Below are 22,082 nucleotides of genomic sequence, written 5' to 3' on the forward strand. Positions count from 1 at the left end.
ACAAGTTATAATACACATTATATCACATTTAATTTATTATTGAAGATGAATAGTTTTTTATGAAAATATATTTTCAGCCCACTCAGTTATTGGACCTCTTAAAACTTTTTCAAGTTTTATTGCAAAAAGATTTACAAAATCATTATCTCTTTTAGTAGATTTCAAAAGTGTTGTTAGAGAATTTGTATATTTATTTACATAGAAGTTATCTATTTGCTTATTTGAACCTAAAATTACAACTTTACAACTATTATCAACTCTTGATAAAACCATTTGCATAGTTTTATTTGACATATTTTGTGCTTCATCAATTATTATAAAACTATTTGTGAGTGTTCTTCCTCTCATCTCTCCCACCCACATAGTTTCTATTCCATAATTTGAAATCAGTTGTTCAACTCTAGCTTGTATTTCACTCTCTTCCAAAGGAGTATAATTTGAATCAACTCTTTTAGACCTTTTTCTTTTATGCTCACTTCTTATAATATATTCTAAACTATCCATTAAAGGGTGATTATATATTCTAAACTTCTCTTCAAGTCCTGGAAGATAACCAACATCTTCACCTTTGTCTAAAGATTCAATAGAGTTTCTAATATATATGATTTTTCCATAAAACTTTTGTTTTACAAGTTTTAAAGCTCCACTTAAAGCTAAAAGTGTTTTTCCACTTCCTGCTTTTGCTTCTACTATTAGGACATTATAAAAGTGGCTTATTATTGCATTTGCAAAAAATAGTTGCTCTTTATTTAAAGGAGTTATTATTTGATTTCTTATCTCTTCTTCATCTAGAACTTTAATCTTTTTATTTTGAATAGAAGCTAAAATAATTTGGTCAGAATATTTTACTTTAAAACAATAAGAGTATTCATTTGCTTTATGCTCTTTATCAAAGTTTGAAATATCTTGATTATCTATAAACTCAATCTCTTTAAAGTTTATTTCAATATTCTTTATAAAGTTAAAATCAAAATCTATACTATCTTTACCATGAAGTGCATCAGTTTTTAAATCAATACTTAAAGCTCTAGTTCTTGCCATAATATCCATAGAAATAAAGATAATTTTCTTTTTATAGTACTCTTCAATTTCACTAGCAATTTCAAGTATTTTTCTATCATTTAAGATATTTAACGATGTATCTTTGCTTTTAACCCTATAATCTTCTTTTGAAATTATATCAATAATTGTATTTTGATTATTTATTAGATTTAGTCTAATTATCTTTTTATCAGAGAAAGTATTTGTGCTAATGATATTTGAATTTTCTAAAAGCCTTGCAAACTCTCTTGCTTGAAAATTTATCTCATCAAAACCACTTTTTTTGTTGTCAAGCTCATCTAGAACAGTTTCTGGAAGAATTATAAGATTTTTACCATCATCACTTAATCTAAATATATTATTTGCATTTTCAAGAAGAATATTTGTATCTAGTAGATAGTATTTTTCAAAACTCAAGATTTATCCTTTTTTGTTTTTAAAATCATATATGAAATAAATGAAAAGAACAATATCATTATTATTGTAAATAGTAGTGAAAAGTTTTTAGTAATCACATATGTAACAATTAATATCGCTAAAAGGGTTGGTTGTTCGTTATACATTCTAAAAAACTTACCACTTTTTTTGCATTTCCCATTCGCAAGTTGCTTTCTATAATAGTTTAATGAAAAAGAGTAAGCGATAAGAAAAACTAGCATTAAGAGTTTTGCATGAAACCAGTCTTGAGAAAGAAGTGCTGGATTTAAATAAATCATTGTTATACCACTAAAAATTGTAAACCACATAGCTGGATGACCAATAAACTTATAAATCTTACTTTCTTGAACTGTTACAATATCTACAAACTCTTTTTTATCAATATTCTCAATATGATAAACAAATAATCTTGGTAGATAAAAAAGCATTGCCATCCAAGATAAAACTGCTACTATGTGAAATGAAAGTACCCAAGTATAATATTCCATTTATTCTCCTTTATTATTTCCTTTAATTTTATTTATCCATTCATTTAAAGTTTTTTCAAAACCTATTTCAAGTGTTTGGTAAAGATTTAAATCTTCTTTTAAATACTCTTGATTAACATAACCACCGAAATCATGAGGATATTTATAAGCAATATGTAAAGAATCAAGATGTTTTGGTATATCAAGTATATTTCCATCTTTAATAGTTTTTATAGCTTTATTTATAGCTTTATAGCTTGAATTTGATTTAGGAGAAGAAGCTAGATAAATAACACATTGAGCTAAAATTATTCTGGCTTCAGGATATCCTATTTTGTTACAAGCTAGCATTGTACTTGTTGCAAGATTAAGTGCATTTGGATTTGCATTTCCAATATCTTCGCTAGAAAGAATTACTAATCTTCTTGTAATAAAATCAACGCTCTCTCCACCTTCAATAAGTCTTGACATATAATAAAGTGCTGCATCAATATCACTTCCACGAATTGATTTTATCATAGCACTTGCCAAATCATAGTGAGTTGAAGATGATGAAACACCATCTCCAATTACATTTGCTCTTAACTCTTTTAAAACATTTAAAGATATATTTTTATCAACTTTATATGCAAAGTTTAATAGTGTAAGCATTGCTCTTGCGTCACCTGAACTAGAGTATATCAAGTAATCTTTTACTTCTTTATCAAGAATTATATTGAAGTCTTGTTCAACTTTTAAAAGAATTCTTTCCATATCATTGTATGTAAAAGCAAGGAATTCATATGTAAAAGATCTTGATCTTATTGCTGATGTTAAAGTAAAAAAAGGATTTTCTGTACTTGCACCAATTATCTTTACACTATAAGACTCCATAATTGGTAATAAAACTTCTTGTTGATTTTTAGATAATCTATGTACTTCATCTATAAAAATTAAAGGTTTAATAAAACTATCTTTGTATCTATCAAATACCTTTCTTAAATCTTCAACTTTTATTGTAGTTGCATTAAAGTAATAGTAATCACTAGCTAACTCTTTTGCTATAATTTTTGCAAGAGTTGTTTTCCCAGTTCCTGGTTTCCCATAAAAAAATAGATGAGGAATCTCTTTTTGTTTAATTAATTTATAAAGTGCTTTATCTTTCCCAATAATATGAGTTTGACCAACAAACTCTTCTAAAGTTTGAGGTCTATATTTATTTGATAAGTCTATCATTTTCTTCATTTAAAAAGATTCGTAAGTTTTTATACTCCTCTTTTGTAAGAAATCTTGATTTTCCTGTTGGTAGATTATTTAGACTAATTCCACCATACTCTACTCTTTTTAAATCCATTACATTTAGACCAAAATGAGCAAAAAATCTTCTAAGTTCTCTATTCTTACCTTCATTAATCACTACTTTGATTTTTGAAGTCTTTTCACCATTTGTTTGTATATCATAAGCTAAAAAAGGAGAGAATGACATTGATTTTATTTTAGTACCTTTAAATGCACCTTTTGTTGCATCTTCAATCTCAATTCCTTGTTGCATAGCTTGTTCAACTTTAGGACTTATAAAGCCATTTACTTTAATTTTATAAACTCTTTCAAGGTTTGAATGCATTAAAGAGTTTACAACTTCAACACTATCACTTAAAAGCAATAATCCTTCACTTGCAAAGTCAAGTCTTCCAACACTCATAAAGTGCTTATAACGGCTCTCTAAACCATCATAGATTGTCTTTCTAGCTTGAGGATCAGATTTACTTACAATTTCACCTTTTGGTTTATTATAAACAATAACTGTATACATTCTCTCTTTGTCTTCTTTGATAATCTTTTTACCAATTTCAACTTTGTCTGAATTTGATACTTTTGTTGCCATATCTGTAACAATTTTATTGTTTACTCGTACTTTACCTTCAGCAATTAATGTATCAGCTTCTCTTCTTGAATAGTTACTATTATGAGAAATAAACTTATTTAATCTTGTAAGTTCCTCTACTTTTGTAGCTCTTTTAGTAGTTTTTATATCTTTTTTCATTTAATTCCTGCTTCAATTAAATCATGAATATGTAATAAACCTTTTAATTTATTATCTTTATCAGTAATAATCAATAATTGAATTTTGTGGTTTTCAATTATTTGTAAAGCATCACTTGCTAAAAGATTGTCATCATTAAATGTTTTAGGATTCATATTTGCAATATCTTCAACTTTACAATCTATTGAAAAATCATTATCCATAAGAGATCTTCTTAAATCTCCATCACTTAGAACACCTAAAACTTTACTATTATCACAAATTATAACAGTACCTACTCTTCCAGCACTCATAGTTATAATTGCATCTTTTAGTTTGGTTTCACGTGAAACAATAGGAAGATTATCTACTCTTAAAAGATCAGAAACCTTTACAAAAAGTTTTTTACCTAAACTTCCACCTGGATGGAAAGAAGCAAAATCTTCTTTCTTGAAATCTCTTTTCTTCATTAAACAAACAGCAAGAGCATCACCCATAGCCATTGTTAATGTTGTAGAAGATGTTGGGGCAGTATCTAAAGGACAAGCTTCTTTCGATACTGCAATATTTAAAAAATAATCTGCATATTTTGCTAGTGTTGAATCTGGGTTTTTTGCCATTGCAATCATTGGAATATTGAATCTTTTTATATGAGGAAGAATTTGAACTAACTCATCACTCTCACCACTATAAGAGATAGCAAGAACAACATCATCTTTACCAATCATTCCTAAATCACCATGCATAGCTTCTGTTGGATGTAAGAAAAAAGAGCTAGTACCTGTACTTGCAAGTGTAGCAGCAATTTTTGCTCCAACAAGCCCAGACTTTCCAACACCTGTAACAATCAATTTACCTTTTGAATTAACAATTAAATCAACAGCTTTTTCTATATCAAAATCAAAACTATCAGCACACTTTAATAGCTCATCAGCTTCAATCTTTAAAACTTCTTTAACTATATTTTTATAGTTCATAATTAACCTTATTGTACAAATATTGTAGGAACAATCATTGGATATTTTTTATATTTTCTTATACAATGTTTTCTTACTACTTTTCTTAATTCATCTTCTAAAATTCTACTGTTTTTGAATACACCTGGTTTAACATTTTCAACAAATAGAGCTAGAATATCTTCAATTTCCTTAACAAAGAATTTATCTTGTTTATCAGAAATCAAACCGAAACTAGCAACTTTTGGTTTAGCAGCTAATGTCTTATCATTTTCATTGATTTGAGCAACAATCATTACAATTCCCTCTTTTGCCATATTCTGTCTATCAATAACAACATCATCAGAAATTTTATGATTTAAAGTATTATCAATATATACTTTACCACTTTTTACAGATCTTACTTTTTTAAGATACTTTGGACTAACTTCAACTTGTTCACCATCAGCCATGATGTAAACATTTCTTTCTAAAACACCACAATCAATACCTGTTTGAGAGTGTTTTAAAGCATGATTGTATTCCCCATGAACAGGTAAAAAGAATTTAGGCTTAACAAGTCTTAGCATTAATTTCTGTTCTTCTTGAGCAGCATGTCCAGATACGTGAATATCACTATAATCTTGATAAGCAACATTTGCTCCAGCTTTTAAAAGATGATTAATAATCTCAGAAACACTTCCTTCATTTCCTGGAATTGCTTTTGAAGATAAAATTATTTGGTCTTCAGGTTTAATTTTGATATGTCTATGTTCATGAATTGCCATTCTATACAAGGCACTCATAGATTCACCTTGGCTTCCTGTTGTTACAATCATAATCTCATTATCATTATATTTTCCAACTTCATGAGCTTCTATGAATTGATCTTTTGGAAATTTAATATAACCTAAAGTCATTGCAATGTCTAGGTTTTTCTCCATAGATCTACCTATAACACAGATCTTTCTTCCATATTTTAGAGCTTTTTCAATAGCTTGTGCAACTCTATGAATATTTGAAGAGAAAGTACTCATAATAACTCTACCTTTTGTTGTCGAGAATATTCTTTCAAATGTAGGAGCAACTGCTTTTTCAGTTTTTGTAAAACCTGGTGTATGAGAGTTTGTTGAATCAGAAGTTAAAACTAAAACACCCTCTTCACCATAATGAGCAAGTCTATGAATATCAGTTGGAAAACCATCATAAGGAGTATGATCTATTTTAAAATCTCCTGTATGAATCATTGTTCCAGCAGCTGTTTTTATGGCAATTGCTGATGAATCAATAATTGAGTGAGTAATATGCATCCACTCAACTTCAAAATCATTACCTATTTTAATTGGAACTCTTTTATTTATAGCTCTAAAAAGTGCTCTATGCTCTCTCATTTTATGTTCATCAAATTTACTTCCAATCATCTCTAAAGGAAGTGGTGAACCATAAATAGGAAATTGCATCTCTTTATATAAATATGGCATTGCACCTATATGGTCTTCGTGACCGTGAGTTATAATTACAGCTACAATTTTGTCTTTAATCTCTCTTAAATATGTGAAATCAGGAATTAAAATATCAACTCCATGCATATCTGCATCTGGGAAACTCATTCCAACATCTACAATAATTGCTTCATTTTCAGTTTCAACAACCATCATATTTCCACCAATCTCATTTAATCCACCAAGTGGAGTAATTCTAAGCTTAGCACTTGTATTTAGATTTAATTTATAGTGAGGATTTAATCTATCTTTATGAATTTTCTCATTTATCATATATGATTTTTTTAAATCATTAGTCCAACCATCGCCTGAAAGTGGTAGGTTTTTATTATTAAAAACTCTTGGTTTAGATGGTCTTCTTTTTTTAAATTCAGGTTTTTTATCTGAAGAATCATTATTTATTTCATCATTAGATGTAGTATTATTCTCTTTTACATCTTTATTTGTTGTTCTAGGTGCTCTTGGAGCTCTAGGTTCACGAGCTTGTCTTGGCTCTCTTGGTTTATAGTTTTGTTTAACTTGATTTGTACTTTCACTTGTAGTTTCAGTAGAAATCTCTTCTTTATTTATATTTTCCATTTTTTACCTTTGTATACATTTGGCTATACAAAGATGCATCAAGTTCATGAGGTCTTATATTTTCATTTATATTTAAGTCTTTAAAAATTTCTAAAATAATTTCTTTATCAAAAATAGAACTAAGATTTTTAGATAGTTTCTTTCTTGGTTGTGAGAAACAATTTTTTAAAAATTTATTAAAAACATTATCAATTTTAGTTGATAAATCTTTTTTTATATAAAGGATTGAAGAAGTAACCTTTGGCATTGGGTCAAATGCTTCGGGTGGAACATCAAAAAGAATTTTTGAATCTTTAGAAATATTTTGTGTAATTATTGCCAAAGATGAATATTCTTTATCATTAACTTTTGCAGTAAATTTCTCTGCTACCTCTTTTTGAACCATAACTACTATGTGTTCACAAAGTTCATCTTCAAATGCTCTTAATATAATATTTGTTGCAATATAGTAAGGTAAGTTTGCTATTAAGTCATATTTACTACTATGTAGAGATTTTAGCTCATCCCAAGCCATTAATACATCAATATGCTTTAAGTCAAATTGATTTTTTTGAATCTCTGTTGCAAATTTTTCTTTCAAAATACCGATTAAATCAGTATCAACCTCATAAGCTGTCACACCTTTGTATTTGACTAAGTTCTTAGTCAAATCACCTAATCCAGGCCCAATTTCTACAATATGATTATTGTTATGGGGCATCGATTCGATGATTTTATCTAGGACTGAACTATCTTTTAAAAAATTTTGTCCGAACTCTTTTTTTGCTTTTACTTTTTTCATAATTGATGATTATATCTTTTTTTAACTTACAATTAGGTAATATTTTTAACTAATTTTTAAGGAATTTTATTTGAATAATCTAACAAAAAGAATAATCCCATGCCTTGATGTAAACAATGGAAGAGTTGTAAAAGGTGTAAATTTTATAGGTTTAAAAGATGCTGGAGATCCAGTAGAAATAGCAAAAAGATATAATGATGAAGGTGCAGATGAATTAACATTTTTAGATATTAGTGCAAGTGTAGAGAATAGAGGAACTATTGTTGATATAGTAAAAAATGTTGCAAAAGAGGTTTTTATTCCATTAACGGTTGGTGGTGGTATTAGAACTTTGGAAGATATATATGCATTATTAAATGTTGGTTGTGACAAAATATCTATAAATTCAAGTGCAGTTAAAACACCAAATTTAATTAATGATGGTTCAAAAAGGTTTGGAAGCCAATGTATTGTTGTTGCTATTGATGTTAAAAAAGTTTCTGATGGTTCATATCATGTTTTTGTAAAAGGTGGAAGAGAAGATACAGGACTAAATGCTTTATCTTGGGCGAAAGAGGTTCAAGAAAGAGGAGCAGGAGAAATATTACTTACTTCAATGGATAATGATGGAGTAAAACAAGGATTTGATCTAGATATAACAAAACAAATCTCTCAAGCTTTAGATATTCCAGTTATTGCAAGTGGTGGTGCTGGAAATATGCAACACTTTAAAGATGTTTTTGATACTGGAGCAAGTGCGGCTTTAGCAGCTTCAATATTTCACTATAAAGAAGTTGATATTATGGATTTAAAGAAATATCTAAAAAGTAATAATATAAATGTAAGGATATAAATTTGAGAAAATTAATAATAAGTACAATAGCTTTGCCGATTTTGGCTTTTTCTTATGATGTAAATCTTAATAAAAGTTTTACAAAAAGTGTAAAAGCAGATATATTAGCAACAAATATAATATTTACAGTAGAAAAACAAGATGAAAAGAGTATAAATATTGAGATTGAGAAATTTAATAATTTGTTAAAGAATAAGAAAAATATTTCTATAAAGAATACAAATTATAATTTGATTCCAAAATATGAATATATAGAAAATAAGCAACATTTTAGAGGATATGTAGGAGAAACTAGATTCTATGTAAGTTCAAAAAATGATAAAGCTGTAAATAAATTTATAAGTGAAATTATAAACTATAAAAATGATTCAAATGATTTAAAAGTTAATATCTCAAACTTATCTTGGGATTTTAGTAATAAATTAAAAGAAAATGTGACAAATGAATTAAGAATTGAATCTTTAATTTGGATAACAGAGTACTCAAAAGAGTTATCAAAAAAATTATCAAAGAGATGTGAATTAAAAAGTGTAAATATATTTGAAGAAGCATTTTTCCCAATTGCAAGAACAAAAATGTATAGTTCTCCTATGATGATTAGTGATAATGAAGATATGAATATTAGTAATATAGCTCCATTAAACAATGAACAAGATATAAAAGTAGATTCAAATTTTACAATGGAATGCAAATGATAGTATGTGCAGGAAGAAATGAAAGATTCCAATTTGCAAAAGAGATTGGAGTTGGTTTGATTGAAAGTTCAATAAATCTTACAAAAATTTGTCTTTTTAATAGACCAGAATTTATTTTATTTATTGGAAGTGCAGGAAGTTATGGAAAACATAATATTTTTGATATTGTTGAATCAAAAAGTGCTAGTAATGTAGAGTTAAGTTATGTTCAAAACTTTTCATATACACCACTTGATAATATAATCGAAATTGGTACAAATTTTACAAAAAGTGAAGTTATAGTAAATAGTTCAAACTATATAAACACAAATAAAGAGCTTTCAAAAGAGTTTTTAGAATATAATTTAGAGTTAGAAAATATGGAGTTCTTTTCAGTTTTAAGTGTAGCAAAAGAGTTTGAAATACCAGCATTTGGTATTTTTGTAGTTACAAACTATACAGATGAAAATGCTCATGAAGATTTTATAAAGAACCACAAAGAAGCAATGGAAAAATTAATCAAATACTTAGAAGAGAAAAATATAATAAAAGCAAAAGAGGCAAAATAGTGGCAAAATTTGATGAAATATCAATTTATGATTACACATTAGAAGAGTTAAAAGAAAAATTAAAGCCATCATTTCGTGCAAAACAAGTATATAATTGGTTGTATAAAAAATATGCAAAATCATATGATGATATGAAAAATCTTCCAAAAGAGTTGATTGAGGATTTAAAAAACAACTATCCAATTGATATAATGCAAATTATAAAAAAAGAGCAAAGTAGTGATGGAAGTATAAAATATCTTTTTAAATTAAGAGATAATCTTACTATTGAAGCAGTTTTACTTCTAATGAAAGATAAGAAAGTAGATGAAGATGGACAAATTGTAAGAAGTGAAAAATATACAGTTTGTATCTCTAGTCAAGTTGGATGCAAGGTTGGTTGTAGTTTTTGTTTAACTGCAAAAGGTGGATTTGTAAGAAATCTTACAGTTGGAGAGTATATAGCTCAAATAGTTCACATAAAAAAAGATAATAATATAGCTGAAAATAAAGCTTTAAATATTGTTTATATGGGAATGGGTGAACCGCTTGATAATTTTGATAATTTTGTAAAAGCTGTTGAAATCTTTTCAGAACTTGATGGCTTAGCAATAAGTAGAAGAAGACAAACTGTTTCAACATCTGGAATTGCAAGTAAGATTAAGAAACTTGGAGAAAAAGATTTACAAATTCAACTTGCAATTTCACTTCATGCTGTTGATGATGAGCTAAGAAGTGAATTAATTCCTATGAATAAAGCTTATAATATTGCAAGTATTATTGAAGCAGTTAAAGCATTTCCTGTGGATACAAGAAAGAAAGTTATGTTTGAATATTTGGTTATAAAAAATAAAAATGATAGTCTTGAAGCTGCGAAGAAACTTGTAAAACTTCTTGATGGAATTCAAGCAAAAGTAAATTTAATATATTTTAATCCATATACTGGAACAACTTATCAAAGACCTTTAGAAAGTGATATGATGAAATTCAAAGATTTCCTAAATAGTAAAAGTGTAATTTGTACAATTAGAGAATCAAAAGGTTTAGATATTAGTGCTGCATGTGGGCAATTAAGAGAAAAAGATATAAAAAAGGATTAAAATGGCAATACTTGAAATAGGACTTTTGGTTTTTTTAGTAGTTGTTGTAATTATAAGTGTAGTAGGTTTTTATATGCATAATAAAGAAGAAAATAAAGATAAAGAGTAGGAGAATAAAATGGTTATAACAAGATTTGCCCCAAGTCCAACAGGATATTTACATATTGGTGGATTAAGAACAGCTCTTTATAGTTATTTATGGGCTAGAAGAAATGGTGGAGTTTTTAGACTTAGAATTGAAGATACAGATTTAGCTAGAAATAGTCAAGAAGCATTAGGTGCTATTATAGAAGCTTTTGAATGGGTTGGATTATCATATGATGATGAGGTAGAATATCAATCACAAAGAACAAAAATATACAAAGAGTATATAAATAAACTTTTAGAAAATGGGAATGCTTATAAGTGCTATATGAGCAAAGAAGAACTTGATAGTATAAGAGCAAAACAAGAAGAAGCAAAACAAACTCCAAAATATGATGGTACTTGGAGACCAGAAGATGGAAAAGTTTTACCAGTTATTCCTGAGGGAGTAGAACCTGTTATTAGAATAAAAGCACCAAGATTAGGAACAATAGAGTTTGTTGATGGAGTAAAAGGTGATATGAAATTTGATGCTTCATTTGTAGATGATTTTGTAATTGCAAGAAGTAATGGAATGCCTACATATAATTTTGTTGTAACTATTGATGATATGTTAATGAATATGACAGATGTAATTAGAGGTGATGATCACTTATCAAATACTCCAAAACAGATAGTAATTTATAATGCACTAGGAGTAAAACATCCAAATTTTTATCATGTTCCAATGATAAATAATCCAGAAGGTAAAAAGCTATCAAAAAGAGATGGTGCAATGGATGTAATGGATTATAAAAGAACAGGATATCTTCCTGAGGCATTATTGAATTTTTTAGTTAGACTTGGTTGGTCAAACAAAGATCAAGAGATTTTTTCTATGGAGGAAATGTTAAAACTATTTGATCCAAAAAATATAAATAAATCAGCATCAGCTTATAATGCAGAGAAACTACTTTGGTTAAATAGTGAATATATTAAAAATTCATCAAATAATAGACTTATAGAAGAGTTGAAGTTTTTTGATTTAGATTTAAGTAATTATTCTAAAAAAGAAGAAGTTTTAAATCTTTCTAAACAAAGAGCAAATACAGTTGTAGAATTAAAGAAATCAATAGAAGATATAATAAACGCACCAAAATCTTATGATGAAAATGGAGTAAGTAAATTTATAAAAGAAGATAGTGCAGATATTTTAAAAGAATATCTTGAACTTTTAAGAAACAATCAAGGTAAATTCTCAAATATTGAAGAGTTAGAGAACATTACAAAACCTTTTATTAGTGAAAAAGGATTAAAATTCCCACAAATTTTTCAACCAATAAGAATTTCATTAACTGGTGGAACACAGGCACCATCGGTATATGATATACTTTTTATACTAGGATTTGATGAAGTTGAGAGAAGAATTATTCTAGCATTGGAAAAAAATTTTAAAAACTCTTGATTTAGATTTTTTTTTAAGGCATAATATCTAACTTTTTCAAAGGATAAAAAATATGAACATTTACGTAGGTAATTTATCGTATAAAATGAGCGATAAAGATTTAGAAGCAGTATTTGCTAAGTTTGGTGCAGTTAAAAGTGCAAAAATAATTATGGATAGAGAAACTGGAAGATCAAAAGGTTTTGCATTTGTTGAAATGGAAGAAGCTAGTGCTGGAAATGCTGCGATCGAAGCTCTAAATGGTAAAGAGACTGATGGTAGAACTTTAAGAGTAAATGAAGCTAAACCAAAAGAAGATAGACCAAGAGATAGTAGACCAAGAAGAGAATTCTAGTCTAAATTACTGGGGTGAAAACCCCACTTTAAAAAATGAAAATCTTACTTCTAGAAGATGATTTAATCTTAAATGAAATCTTAGAAGAACACTTAAAAAAACAGAATTACGAAGTTACAACTACCTTTTTTGCGAATGAAGCCATAGAATATTTATATTCTGAAAGTTTTGATTTGTTAATTTTAGACGTAAATGTTCCAGATCAAAATGGCTTTGACTTACTAAAAGAGTTAAGAGATAAGAATATTTCAACTCCAGCTATATTTATAACATCATTAAATATGATAGAAGATATGCAAAAAGGTTTTGATAGTGGATGTGATGATTATATAAAAAAACCTTTTGAGTTAAAAGAGCTTGACTTACGAGTTAGTAATATAAAAAGATTATTTAATATAGGAATAAAAAAAGAGATTAAATTAAAAGATAATTTAATCTTAGATCTTGATAACTTAAGTATAAGAAAAGATGGAAATAATTTTAATATAACAAAAAAAGAGTTTGATATATTAATTTATCTTTATACTAAGCATCAAAAAGTGGTTAGTATAGATGAACTTATAAACAATATATGGTCATATGAAGATAGTATAGAAGCTAGTACTATCCGAACTTATATAAAGAATTTAAGAAAAATCCTGGGTGACCACTTGATATTGAATATTAGAGGAGTTGGTTATAAAATTAACATCTAAAGAAAAAAAAAGTTTTTTTAGATTTCTAAGTCTTTATTTGGGATCTTCTTTTATTTTACTTCTTTTATCACTATTTTTTTACTATCAAAATGAGAAAACATTATATATTGATTTAGTAAAATCAAATATGCAAACTCTTGTTTCAAAAGCATCAAATGAGATAATAGTATCTCATATGAGTAATAAAAAGTTTAACAAAGATAATATTTTAAATAATAATGAATATAAAATTGCTTTTTATAACAAAGAAAAAGAGTATTTGTTTGGTTCATTTAATGATGAATTAAATGAAGATATAGGGTTTTTTTATAATGAAGAGAAAATAAAATTAATAGATAATTCAACTGTTGGACATTTGGGTATTTGGTATATTGTTTTAGAAGACTTTAGTTTAAATAGTAGAATTACATCATTGAAATATCAAATATTTATTATATTTATACTTGTATATTTAATTATCTCTTTAGTTGGATATAGTTTAGCAAAGTTATTTCTAAAGCCAATAGAAGATGAAAGAGATAGGTTAAATAACTTTATAAAAGATACAACTCATGAGTTAAATACTCCAATTAGTGCAATTATAATGTCAAGTCAAGATAAAAATTTAAGTGAGAAACAGATTGAGAGAATAAAATTAAGTGCAAAAAGAGTGAGTGAAATTTATAGTGATTTGACTTATCTTTTTTTAGATAATAAAAATAAAAGAATTGAAGAAGAGTTAGACTTAAAGAAAATCATTGAAGAAGAAATTATAGCTTTTGAGCCTATGATTTCAAGGAAAAAAATAAAAGTGAAGTTTAATTTAAAAGAATTTTCTTATAAAATAGATAGAGATGATTTTATAAGAGTATTTAATAATCTAATCTCAAATGCAATTAAATATAATAAAATGGGTGGAGATATAGAAATAATCTTAAATGATAATAGTTTAGAGATAAAAGATAGTGGAATAGGAATAGATAGAGATAAAATAGATGATATTTTTAAAAGATATTACAGAGCAACAACTCAAAGTGGTGGTTTTGGATTAGGCTTAAATATTGTTAATATGATATGTACAAACTACAAAATTAAACTAGAGATAGAGTCTATTAAGAATAATGGCTCAACTTTTAAACTTATCTTTTAAAATAAAGAGATAAATATGCAGAACAAAGCAAAAGACATACTTACATATAAGAATAAATTAGGAATTACAGCCTTAAAAGCAGATATAAATAATTTAATTTTAAAAAAGCATTCACACGAAGAGTATCACTTTGGTATCACTTTAAAAGGTGAACAAAAATATATATTAGATGGTTCTTCTATAATTTCTTACAAAAATGGAGTTACAATATTTAATCCAGATCAAATACATGAAAGTAAGCTAGGGAAATATGAATATATAATGCTTCTAATCAAAGAAGAGCTTCTTATGGAAGCTATGAAAAGAAAAGAGAAGATAAATTTTTCTACATCATTAACTTATAATGAAAAGTTAAAAGATGATTTAATAAAGCTTTCAAATGCTATTTTAAATCAAGAGAATGAGCTTCTTTGTAGAGAATTAGTATTAAATGTAGTAGATAATTTTTCAAATAAAGATTTAATTTACACTTATAATAAAGATAAAATTTTTATAGAGAAATCAAAAGAGATGATATATTATGAGCTTGAGAATATATTAAATCTAGAACAAATATCAGATGAGTTAAATATCTCAAAATTTCAATTTATTAGAAGATTTAAGTTAAATACAGGAATAACTCCTTATCAATACTTTTTAAATACAAAATTAAATCATGCCAAGAAATATTTAGATTCAACAAAAGATCTTTATGGTGCTGTTGTGGAGTTTGGTTTTTCTGATTTATCACATTTTAATAGACTATTCAAAAGGGTTTATGGAATAACCCCTTTTGATTATATATCTTCAATAAAATAGTTAATTCTTTTTCTTTTTATTTATTAAAAATACACCTGAGAATATAAGAATAGTTCCTATTAAATCAAGTAAGACAATGTTTTCATCAACAAGAAAATAAGCTATAAATAGAGCAATTGCAGGTGGAATATAAGTAGCTGATGATGCTCTTACAGGACCAATAATTTGTATTAAATAGTAGTAAAGAATAGTTGTTATTCCTGTTCCTAAGAAACCAAGACCAATTATTGTTCCATAAAAAATATGAGTATCTGATAATATATTCTCAATATTTGTAAAATCTGTAACAATAGCTAAAATTATAAAAGCAAAACCTAATTGGTATGTTGTTAAAGCTGCAAAATGAATATTTAAAGGAGATAAAAATCTTTTTGCATATACAAATGATGATGCTAATATAAAAGAACCAAGTAAAATATATATAATACCTTCAAAGTTTGCTTCAAAAAGTTGAGTATCAAATGGTTTTGATATTAAAATAACTCCTGAAAAACCCACTAAAATACCTAAAATCAGATTTAAACTAATCTTTTGATCTTTTATAAATATAGTTGCTAAAATAAAAGTAAATAAAGGTATTGTTCCACTTATCGCACCAGCAACTCCTGAAAGAAGTAAAGCTGCACCTTTCATATAAAAGAAGTAATATATTGAAGTTCCAAGTAAAGACATAATAATAAAATGAAAACTATATTTTAGATGTTCAAATCTTAAAACTTTTAAATATAAAGCATATAAAAATATTGGAATAAATCCAAATAAAACTCTTATTAGAACAGCTTGTTCTTCACTTAGAAGTTCACTTGCCCATTTCATATATATAAAGTTTGCACCCCAAATAATTCCAAGAGTCCAAAATAGAATAAATGGTAAATATTTAATCATAAATTATCCTTATTTTAAAAATAGAATAGAAGTATATAGTTTAATTTTTTTTTTGAATAGAATAAAATTGCACTTCATTTAAGCTAGAAACTACACACAAACTACACATAATAAATGCTAAATTTCCATAAATCAAAAAAAGGATTAAGAATGAAAAGTGTAATTAAAGTATTACTAGGACTATTTTTAGGATTGAGTTTCTTAAATGCAAATGCTATGCAAGAGAAGTTTAATGTAGATGGATATGAACTTGAACTTACAAGTAAAAGAGATTTAAGTGCAGGAAGCAACGAGTTTTTTGCAAAAATCACAAAAGATGGGAAAATTGTTAATGATGCTCAATTAAGAGTAAAGTTCTTTATGCCAGAGATGCCAGGAATGCCATATATGGAACATGATGGAGAAGGAAAATTTGATAAAGATTTATACAAATTTCATATTAATTTTTGTATGGATGGAACATGGCAATATAATATTAGATTTAAAACATCTGATGGGAAAGTTCAATCAATTAAAAGTAGTGTGAGTTTCTAAGATGAAAAAAATAGTTTTGGCTCTTTTTATCATATGTAATTTTATCTATGCTCTAACAATAGATGAGATAGTTTCTAAATCTTTAGAACAAAATTACGATATAAGAAGTTTGGAAAATTCAATTGAGATTGCTTCAAAAGAGCTAAGCAGAGTTAAAAAATGGCAAAACCCAGTTCTTGGGTTTTCGCTAAATAACATTAGCTTACATAAAGATGATAATGCAATGAAAATGAATAAAGAGTATGGAGTTAGTCTATCTCAAACAATTCCAATAGGAAGTAAGCTATCTTTAGAAAAAGATATAGCACAAAAAGATGAAGAGATAAAGAAACTTGAGCTTGAAGATAAAAAGTTGGAACTAGAATCAAAGATATATCAATACTCTTATACAATTTTAGTTTTAGAAAATAAAAGAGAGTTATTAAATGAGTATCAAAAAAACCTTCAAAGAGTAAAAGATCAATATTTAAAAATGTATGAAAGTGATAAAGTGACTTTTAATGAGCTATTAAATAGTGAAATTTCAAATTATGATGTTGAAGTTTTACAAAATGAGTTAGAGAATCAGATATCAAATTTGTATTTAAATTTGGAATTAATTACATATTTAAATGTGGATAAAATTGAAGATAATATAGCTTTAAAAGAGATAGATGATAGTTTATTAAAAGATTTCCAAACGAATCATCCTAAAATAGAGATACTAAGAGTTGAAAGTACAAAACAAAATAGCTATTCAAAACTAGAAGATGCGAAAAAGTTTTCAGAACTAACTCTTAGTTTAGAATATATGCAAGATGATGAACAAAACTGGGCGAATGTTATGATTAATTTTCCTCTTCCTATATATAACACAGAAAATATCAATAAATTAAAAGCAAAAATAAACTCAAGTGAGATAAAAAATAAAGAGCAGAGTCAAGTTCATAATTTAAAGTTACAAAATAAGATTTTACTAAATAATATAGAATTATCAAGAAAGAATTTAGCTCTTTTACAAGAAGAGATAATTCCAAAGAAGATTAAACTTCAAAAAGTATTAGAAGAGTTTGTGGCTTATTCAAAACTTAGTTTTGGTGATAATTTAAAGAATTTAAATGAATTAATCTCTTATGAATTAAAAGCAAATGAAGAGTTAGCAAAATATTTCGAAAATTATAGTGAACTTATTTATTATTCAAACAAAGGTATAAAATGAAAAAAATATTACTAATCCTATTTTTACTACTGCAATACAATTTTGCAGAGATTTTAGATGCAAAACAGTTATTCAATATAGAAAAAATAAAAGCAAAAGAGAAGAAAATAACTCAAAGCAAAAGTTTTTATGGACTTACTAAAATTGATGAAAGTAAAGTTGTGGATATTGTAAGTAGATTTGATGGATATATTACATATTTAAATACAAATAAAAATTATATGGATATAAAAAAAGGAGAACTTTTATATAAGATTTATTCTCCTGAAATTAGCTCTTCTATTGCTGAATTAGAGATTGCAAAAGAGATTAATAAAGATATTGAGAATAAAGTTTCTGGAAAGTTAATTAATCTAAATATTGATAAAAACGAGCAAGAAAGATTGATTAAATCAAACAATAAAGATGTTTTTGTTAAATCAAATGTTGATGGAATAATTACACAAAAGAATGTAAATAATCAAAGTTTTATTGAAAAAGGTAAAACAATATTTCAAATAAGCCAAATAGATAGTTTATGGTTTATAGCTTCTGTTTATCAAGAAGATTTGAGTTTTATAAAAACAAATATGAAAGCAAATATAAAACTAGATGGTTTAGAAAATCCTATTAATGCAAAAGTTGATTTTATTTATCCAGTTATTGATGATAGTAAAAAAACTGTTGATATAAGATTTATTATTGATAATAAATCAAGAAATATACTTCCATCAATGTTTGGTAAAGTTGAGCTAATTAAAGAAGAGAGAGAAGTTTTATCTCTTCCTAGAAGTGCAGTTATTAAAAGAGCAGATGAATACTTTGTATTTATTCCAAAATCAAATGGAGATTTTGAACCAAAGAAAATAGAAGCTAAAAGAGTTTCAAAAGAGCTATATGAAGTATATAGTGGAATAAGTAAAGAAGATGAAGTTATAAATAACTCATTGTTTTTATATGATGCAGATGCTATGACAAATAGGCTTTATGATGTAAATGATGAGGAGTGGTAGGATATGGTTGAAAAAATTATAGATTTAAGTATTAAAAATAGATTCTTAGTACTTTTTTTCTCTATTATTCTATGTTTTGCATCATTTTGGGCTATAAAGAATACAAATCTTGATGCTTTGCCTGATATGTCAGCAAATCAAGTAATATTAGAAGTTGAGTGGTCAAATCAAAGTGCAAAAACTATTGAAGAGCAGATATCTTATCCTCTTATTTCAAATCTTATGAGTTTGCCAAATATTGAAACAATTAGAGCTATGAGTAGCTTTTCAAATTCAATGATATATATTATTTTTAAAGATGGATATGATTTATATGATGCAAGAAGTAGAATTCTTGAGCAGTTATCAACTCTTCAAGGAACTTTTCCTAAAAATGCAAAAGTTAAGCTTGGACCAGATGCTTCAGGAGTTGGATGGGCTTATCAATATGCTTTAAAATCTTCAACAAAAAGTTTAGATGAGCTAAGAACTTTACAAGATTATTTTTATAAATTTGCTCTTTTAGGGGTTGATGGAGTTAGTGAAGTTGCTAGTGTTGGAGGATTTGTTAGAAATTATGAGATAACATTAAATCAAGATAGATTAGTACAATATGATTTAAGTATAGATGATATACAAAATGCAGTTCTAGCGAATAATAATGATAGTGGAGCAAGAATTATATTAGAAAATGGATATGAAAATATAGTTAGTGCAAGAGCATACTTAAAAAATAAGTTTGATATAGAAAATATCACAATAAAAGTTTTAAATAATACTCCTTTAAAAATAAAAGATATAGCAGAAGTAAATATAACTTCAAATGAAAGAAGAGGAGTTGCTGAGCTAAATGGAGAAGGTGAAGTTGTTGGTGGAATTGTAATAACAAGATATGGAGCAGATGTTCATAGTGTTATAAAAAGTGTGAAAACAAAACTTGAAACTCTAAAAGTTGATGGAATTGAAGTTGTTGAGGTTTATGATAGAACTTCATTAATTGATGCTGCAATAGATACTTTAAAAAGAACACTTATTGAAGAATCTATAATAGTTATGCTAATTGTTGCCCTATTCTTATTTCATTTTAGAAGTGCTTTGATTATAATCATAACTCTTCCTTTGACTGTTTTAATTACATTTTTACTTATGAAGCTTTTTGATATTGGCTCAAATATTATGAGTTTGGGTGGAATAGCTATTGCAATTGGAGCTATGGTTGATGCAACTATTGTAATGGTTGAGAATGCTCATAAACATCTTCAAGGAAAAGAGAATATCTCAAATCAAGATAGAATAGAGATCATTTTATCTTCAGCAAAACAAGTAGGAAGACCAATATTTTTTGCACTTTTACTTGTAGTTGTATCATTTTTACCAATTTTTGCACTTAGTGGTCAAGAAGGAAAACTATTCTCTCCTTTAGCATTTACAAAAACTTTTGCAATGTTAGGTGGTGCAATATTATCAATAACTTTAGTTCCTATTTTGATGATATTCTTTATAAAAGGAAAAATTATAAGTGAAGATAGAAATATTATAAATAGATTCTTTATAAAAGCATATTCTCCAATGTTAAGATTAACTTTAAGAATAAAATACCTATTTGTTGCCCTATTCTTTGTAGGTATTATTTTTGGAGTTTATACTTATAGTAAATTAAAATGGGAATTTATGCCATCTTTAAATGAAGCAACATTTATGTATATGCCTGTAACTCCATATGGAATTGGAGTTGATTTAGCAAAAGAGTTAGCACAAAAAACAAATATGGTAATAAAATCATTCCCAGAAGTAGAAAGTGCATTTGCAAAGGCTGGACGAGCAGATAGTGCAACAGATCCAGCACCTTTAGCAATGCTTGAAACTATTATTACTTTTAAACCACAATCACAGTGGAGAGAAGGAATGACATATAAAAAATTAATTTATGAAATGGATAAAAAACTTCAAGTAAAAGGATTAGTAAATTCATGGACTTATCCTATTAAAGGACGAATTGATATGCTTTTAACAGGAATTAGAACACCACTTGGAATAAAACTATATGGAAATGATTTAAAAATAATACAAGAACAAAGTAGTAATATTGAAGCAATATTAAAAAAATATGAAGGAACAATGACAGTAAGTGCTGATAAGATAAATCAAGGTTACTATTTAAATGTAGAAATAGATGATGAACAAATATCAAGATATGGGATTACAAGAGATACAATTTTACAAGCTTTATCTTTGGGAGTAGGTGGAGAAACATTAAATCTATTCTTGGATAAGCTTGAGAGATATCCAATTACATTAAGATATGAAGCAAAAAACAGAGAAGATATATTCTCTTTAGAAAATCTTCAAATTAAAACTGATTTAGGATTTAAACCATTAAAAACTTTTGCAAAGTTAAATTATGAAGAGAGTCCATCAATAATACAATCAGAAAAGGCTTTAAAAGTTGCATATGTTTATATTAGTCCAAAAGATAGTGTTAGTATAAAACAGTATAAAGAAGAAGCTTCTAAATTATTAGAAGATATAGAGCTTCCAAGTGGTTACTATTATGAGTGGTCAGGAGAGAGTGAGTTGTTAGAACATGCAACTCAAAAATTAAGTTATATTATTCCTTTAGTATTGGTATTTATTTTCATACTCATATATTTAGCTTTGAAGAATTTAAAATACTCTTTAATAATATTTTTAACACTTCCTTTTGCTTTAAGTGGTGGAATGTTTTATATTGATTTATTGGGTTATAATGTATCAATAGCAGTTGTTGTAGGTTTCTTAGCACTTCTTGGAGTTGCTGCTGAAACATCTATTGTTATGATTTTATATCTTGATGAAGCTGTAAAAAATATGCAAGATAGTGATGACAATAGTTTGAGAAATGCAATATTTTCAGGTGCAGTTTTAAGATTAAGACCAAAACTAATGACACTTTTTGCAATTTTAGGAGGACTTATACCTATTATGTATATTGATTCAATAGGAAGTGAAATAATGCAAAAAATTGCAGCACCAATGATTGGTGGGATGCTTAGTTCTGCAATTTTAACACTATTTATAATACCAGCAATATTTTATATTTTTATGAGAAATAATCAAAACAAAAGAGCATAA

General features: G+C 26.7%; 21 protein-coding genes. 13 read left to right on the forward strand and 8 right to left on the reverse strand.

Features of this window, described 5'->3' with window-relative positions; genetic code table 11:
- Positions 1-57 precede the first annotated feature (57 nt).
- From ATH_RS00210 to rsmA, 7 genes are read right to left on the reverse strand one after another with little or no spacing between them, the layout of a single operon-like run.
- Complete coding sequence (locus ATH_RS00210; protein ID WP_066390014.1) at positions 58-1,458, reverse strand: PhoH family protein; 1,401 nt, start codon at positions 1,456-1,458, stop codon at positions 58-60.
- Positions 1,455-1,967: a protoporphyrinogen oxidase HemJ gene (gene hemJ / locus ATH_RS00215; protein ID WP_066182136.1), complete on the reverse strand. Its 513-nt coding sequence runs from the start codon at positions 1,965-1,967 to the stop codon at positions 1,455-1,457. Before hemJ ends, ATH_RS00210 begins: the two co-directional genes overlap by 4 nt.
- Positions 1,968-3,161: a replication-associated recombination protein A gene (locus ATH_RS00220; protein ID WP_066182139.1), complete on the reverse strand. Its 1,194-nt coding sequence runs from the start codon at positions 3,159-3,161 to the stop codon at positions 1,968-1,970. It lies immediately after the preceding gene.
- Complete coding sequence (locus ATH_RS00225) at positions 3,142-3,969, reverse strand: pseudouridine synthase (protein ID WP_066182145.1); 828 nt, start codon at positions 3,967-3,969, stop codon at positions 3,142-3,144. Before ATH_RS00225 ends, ATH_RS00220 begins: the two co-directional genes overlap by 20 nt.
- Positions 3,966-4,925: a KpsF/GutQ family sugar-phosphate isomerase gene (locus ATH_RS00230; protein WP_066182148.1), complete on the reverse strand. Its 960-nt coding sequence runs from the start codon at positions 4,923-4,925 to the stop codon at positions 3,966-3,968. The genes ATH_RS00225 and ATH_RS00230 overlap by 4 nt, the downstream gene beginning before the upstream one ends.
- A gap of 8 nt (positions 4,926-4,933) precedes the next feature.
- Positions 4,934-6,964: a ribonuclease J gene (locus ATH_RS00235; RefSeq protein WP_083190909.1), complete on the reverse strand. Its 2,031-nt coding sequence runs from the start codon at positions 6,962-6,964 to the stop codon at positions 4,934-4,936.
- On the reverse strand, positions 6,948-7,745 hold the full coding sequence (gene rsmA, locus ATH_RS00240) for a 16S rRNA (adenine(1518)-N(6)/adenine(1519)-N(6))-dimethyltransferase RsmA (RefSeq protein ID WP_066182152.1): 798 nt from the start codon (positions 7,743-7,745) through the stop codon (positions 6,948-6,950). The genes ATH_RS00235 and rsmA overlap by 17 nt, the downstream gene beginning before the upstream one ends.
- A gap of 70 nt (positions 7,746-7,815) precedes the next feature.
- Here rsmA and hisF point away from each other — a divergent pair, with 70 nt between their 5' ends.
- From hisF to ATH_RS00285, 9 genes are all read left to right on the forward strand, one after another.
- Complete coding sequence (hisF, locus tag ATH_RS00245) at positions 7,816-8,577, forward strand: imidazole glycerol phosphate synthase subunit HisF (protein ID WP_066182155.1); 762 nt, start codon at positions 7,816-7,818, stop codon at positions 8,575-8,577.
- A gap of 2 nt (positions 8,578-8,579) precedes the next feature.
- Complete coding sequence (locus tag ATH_RS00250; RefSeq protein WP_066182158.1) at positions 8,580-9,272, forward strand: SIMPL domain-containing protein; 693 nt, start codon at positions 8,580-8,582, stop codon at positions 9,270-9,272.
- Positions 9,269-9,820 carry a phosphorylase family protein gene (locus tag ATH_RS00255; protein ID WP_066182161.1) on the forward strand — a complete coding sequence of 184 codons (552 nt, stop codon included), beginning with the start codon at positions 9,269-9,271 and terminating at the stop codon, positions 9,818-9,820. Before ATH_RS00250 ends, ATH_RS00255 begins: the two co-directional genes overlap by 4 nt.
- Positions 9,820-10,899 carry a 23S rRNA (adenine(2503)-C(2))-methyltransferase RlmN gene (gene rlmN, locus ATH_RS00260; RefSeq protein ID WP_066182163.1) on the forward strand — a complete coding sequence of 360 codons (1,080 nt, stop codon included), beginning with the start codon at positions 9,820-9,822 and terminating at the stop codon, positions 10,897-10,899. The genes ATH_RS00255 and rlmN overlap by 1 nt, the downstream gene beginning before the upstream one ends.
- Before the next feature lie 118 nt (positions 10,900-11,017).
- Positions 11,018-12,427, forward strand: coding sequence for a glutamate--tRNA ligase (gene gltX / locus ATH_RS00265; RefSeq protein WP_066182166.1), 1,410 nt, complete (start codon positions 11,018-11,020; stop codon positions 12,425-12,427).
- 52 nt (positions 12,428-12,479) lie between these two features.
- A complete protein-coding gene (locus tag ATH_RS00270; RefSeq protein ID WP_066170746.1) occupies positions 12,480-12,761 on the forward strand; it encodes an RNA recognition motif domain-containing protein in 282 nt (93 codons plus the stop codon).
- A gap of 35 nt (positions 12,762-12,796) precedes the next feature.
- Positions 12,797-13,456: a response regulator transcription factor gene (locus tag ATH_RS00275; protein WP_066176243.1), complete on the forward strand. Its 660-nt coding sequence runs from the start codon at positions 12,797-12,799 to the stop codon at positions 13,454-13,456.
- Positions 13,457-13,493: 37 nt separating this feature from the next.
- Positions 13,494-14,585 (forward strand): sensor histidine kinase, encoded by a 1,092-nt coding sequence (locus ATH_RS00280; protein ID WP_066183232.1) that lies wholly within the window; start codon positions 13,494-13,496, stop codon positions 14,583-14,585.
- Between the two features lie 15 nt (positions 14,586-14,600).
- Positions 14,601-15,383 (forward strand): AraC family transcriptional regulator, encoded by a 783-nt coding sequence (locus ATH_RS00285; protein ID WP_066176241.1) that lies wholly within the window; start codon positions 14,601-14,603, stop codon positions 15,381-15,383.
- Here the strand turns inward: ATH_RS00285 and ATH_RS00290 are convergent, their stop codons facing one another.
- A complete protein-coding gene (locus ATH_RS00290; protein ID WP_066176239.1) occupies positions 15,384-16,268 on the reverse strand; it encodes a DMT family transporter in 885 nt (294 codons plus the stop codon).
- Positions 16,269-16,418: 150 nt separating this feature from the next.
- On the opposite strand from ATH_RS00290, the gene ATH_RS00295 reads away from it, so the two are divergent.
- From ATH_RS00295 to ATH_RS00310, 4 genes are read left to right on the forward strand one after another with little or no spacing between them, the layout of a single operon-like run.
- The gene (locus ATH_RS00295) at positions 16,419-16,802 is read left to right on the forward strand and encodes a FixH family protein (RefSeq protein ID WP_066176233.1); all 384 of its coding nucleotides are present in this window, start codon (positions 16,419-16,421) and stop codon (positions 16,800-16,802) included.
- A gap of 1 nt (position 16,803) precedes the next feature.
- The gene (locus ATH_RS00300) at positions 16,804-18,000 is read left to right on the forward strand and encodes a TolC family protein (RefSeq protein ID WP_066176231.1); all 1,197 of its coding nucleotides are present in this window, start codon (positions 16,804-16,806) and stop codon (positions 17,998-18,000) included.
- Positions 17,997-18,992 (forward strand): efflux RND transporter periplasmic adaptor subunit, encoded by a 996-nt coding sequence (locus ATH_RS00305; RefSeq protein ID WP_066176228.1) that lies wholly within the window; start codon positions 17,997-17,999, stop codon positions 18,990-18,992. The genes ATH_RS00300 and ATH_RS00305 overlap by 4 nt, the downstream gene beginning before the upstream one ends.
- 3 nt (positions 18,993-18,995) lie before the next feature.
- Complete coding sequence (locus ATH_RS00310; protein WP_066390012.1) at positions 18,996-22,082, forward strand: efflux RND transporter permease subunit; 3,087 nt, start codon at positions 18,996-18,998, stop codon at positions 22,080-22,082.

It is taken from the genome of Aliarcobacter thereius LMG 24486 (assembly GCF_004214815.1).
GTDB classification, from domain to species: Bacteria; Campylobacterota; Campylobacteria; order Campylobacterales; family Arcobacteraceae; genus Aliarcobacter; species Aliarcobacter thereius.

Coding starts and splice junctions, on each gene's coding strand:
- hemJ (WP_066182136.1), bottom strand. CDS start 1,967: ATGGAATATTATACTTGGGTACTTTCATTTCACATAGTAGCAGTTTTA.
- ATH_RS00220 (WP_066182139.1), bottom strand. CDS start 3,161: ATGATAGACTTATCAAATAAATATAGACCTCAAACTTTAGAAGAGTTT.
- ATH_RS00235 (WP_083190909.1), bottom strand. CDS start 6,964: ATGGAAAATATAAATAAAGAAGAGATTTCTACTGAAACTACAAGTGAA.
- ATH_RS00270 (WP_066170746.1), top strand. CDS start 12,480: ATGAACATTTACGTAGGTAATTTATCGTATAAAATGAGCGATAAAGAT.
- ATH_RS00310 (WP_066390012.1), top strand. CDS start 18,996: ATGGTTGAAAAAATTATAGATTTAAGTATTAAAAATAGATTCTTAGTA.
- ATH_RS00305 (WP_066176228.1), top strand. CDS start 17,997: ATGAAAAAAATATTACTAATCCTATTTTTACTACTGCAATACAATTTT.
- ATH_RS00255 (WP_066182161.1), top strand. CDS start 9,269: ATGATAGTATGTGCAGGAAGAAATGAAAGATTCCAATTTGCAAAAGAG.
- ATH_RS00290 (WP_066176239.1), bottom strand. CDS start 16,268: ATGATTAAATATTTACCATTTATTCTATTTTGGACTCTTGGAATTATT.
- ATH_RS00230 (WP_066182148.1), bottom strand. CDS start 4,925: ATGAACTATAAAAATATAGTTAAAGAAGTTTTAAAGATTGAAGCTGAT.
- rsmA (WP_066182152.1), bottom strand. CDS start 7,745: ATGAAAAAAGTAAAAGCAAAAAAAGAGTTCGGACAAAATTTTTTAAAA.
- ATH_RS00295 (WP_066176233.1), top strand. CDS start 16,419: ATGAAAAGTGTAATTAAAGTATTACTAGGACTATTTTTAGGATTGAGT.
- ATH_RS00285 (WP_066176241.1), top strand. CDS start 14,601: ATGCAGAACAAAGCAAAAGACATACTTACATATAAGAATAAATTAGGA.
- ATH_RS00300 (WP_066176231.1), top strand. CDS start 16,804: ATGAAAAAAATAGTTTTGGCTCTTTTTATCATATGTAATTTTATCTAT.
- ATH_RS00275 (WP_066176243.1), top strand. CDS start 12,797: ATGAAAATCTTACTTCTAGAAGATGATTTAATCTTAAATGAAATCTTA.
- gltX (WP_066182166.1), top strand. CDS start 11,018: ATGGTTATAACAAGATTTGCCCCAAGTCCAACAGGATATTTACATATT.
- ATH_RS00225 (WP_066182145.1), bottom strand. CDS start 3,969: ATGAAAAAAGATATAAAAACTACTAAAAGAGCTACAAAAGTAGAGGAA.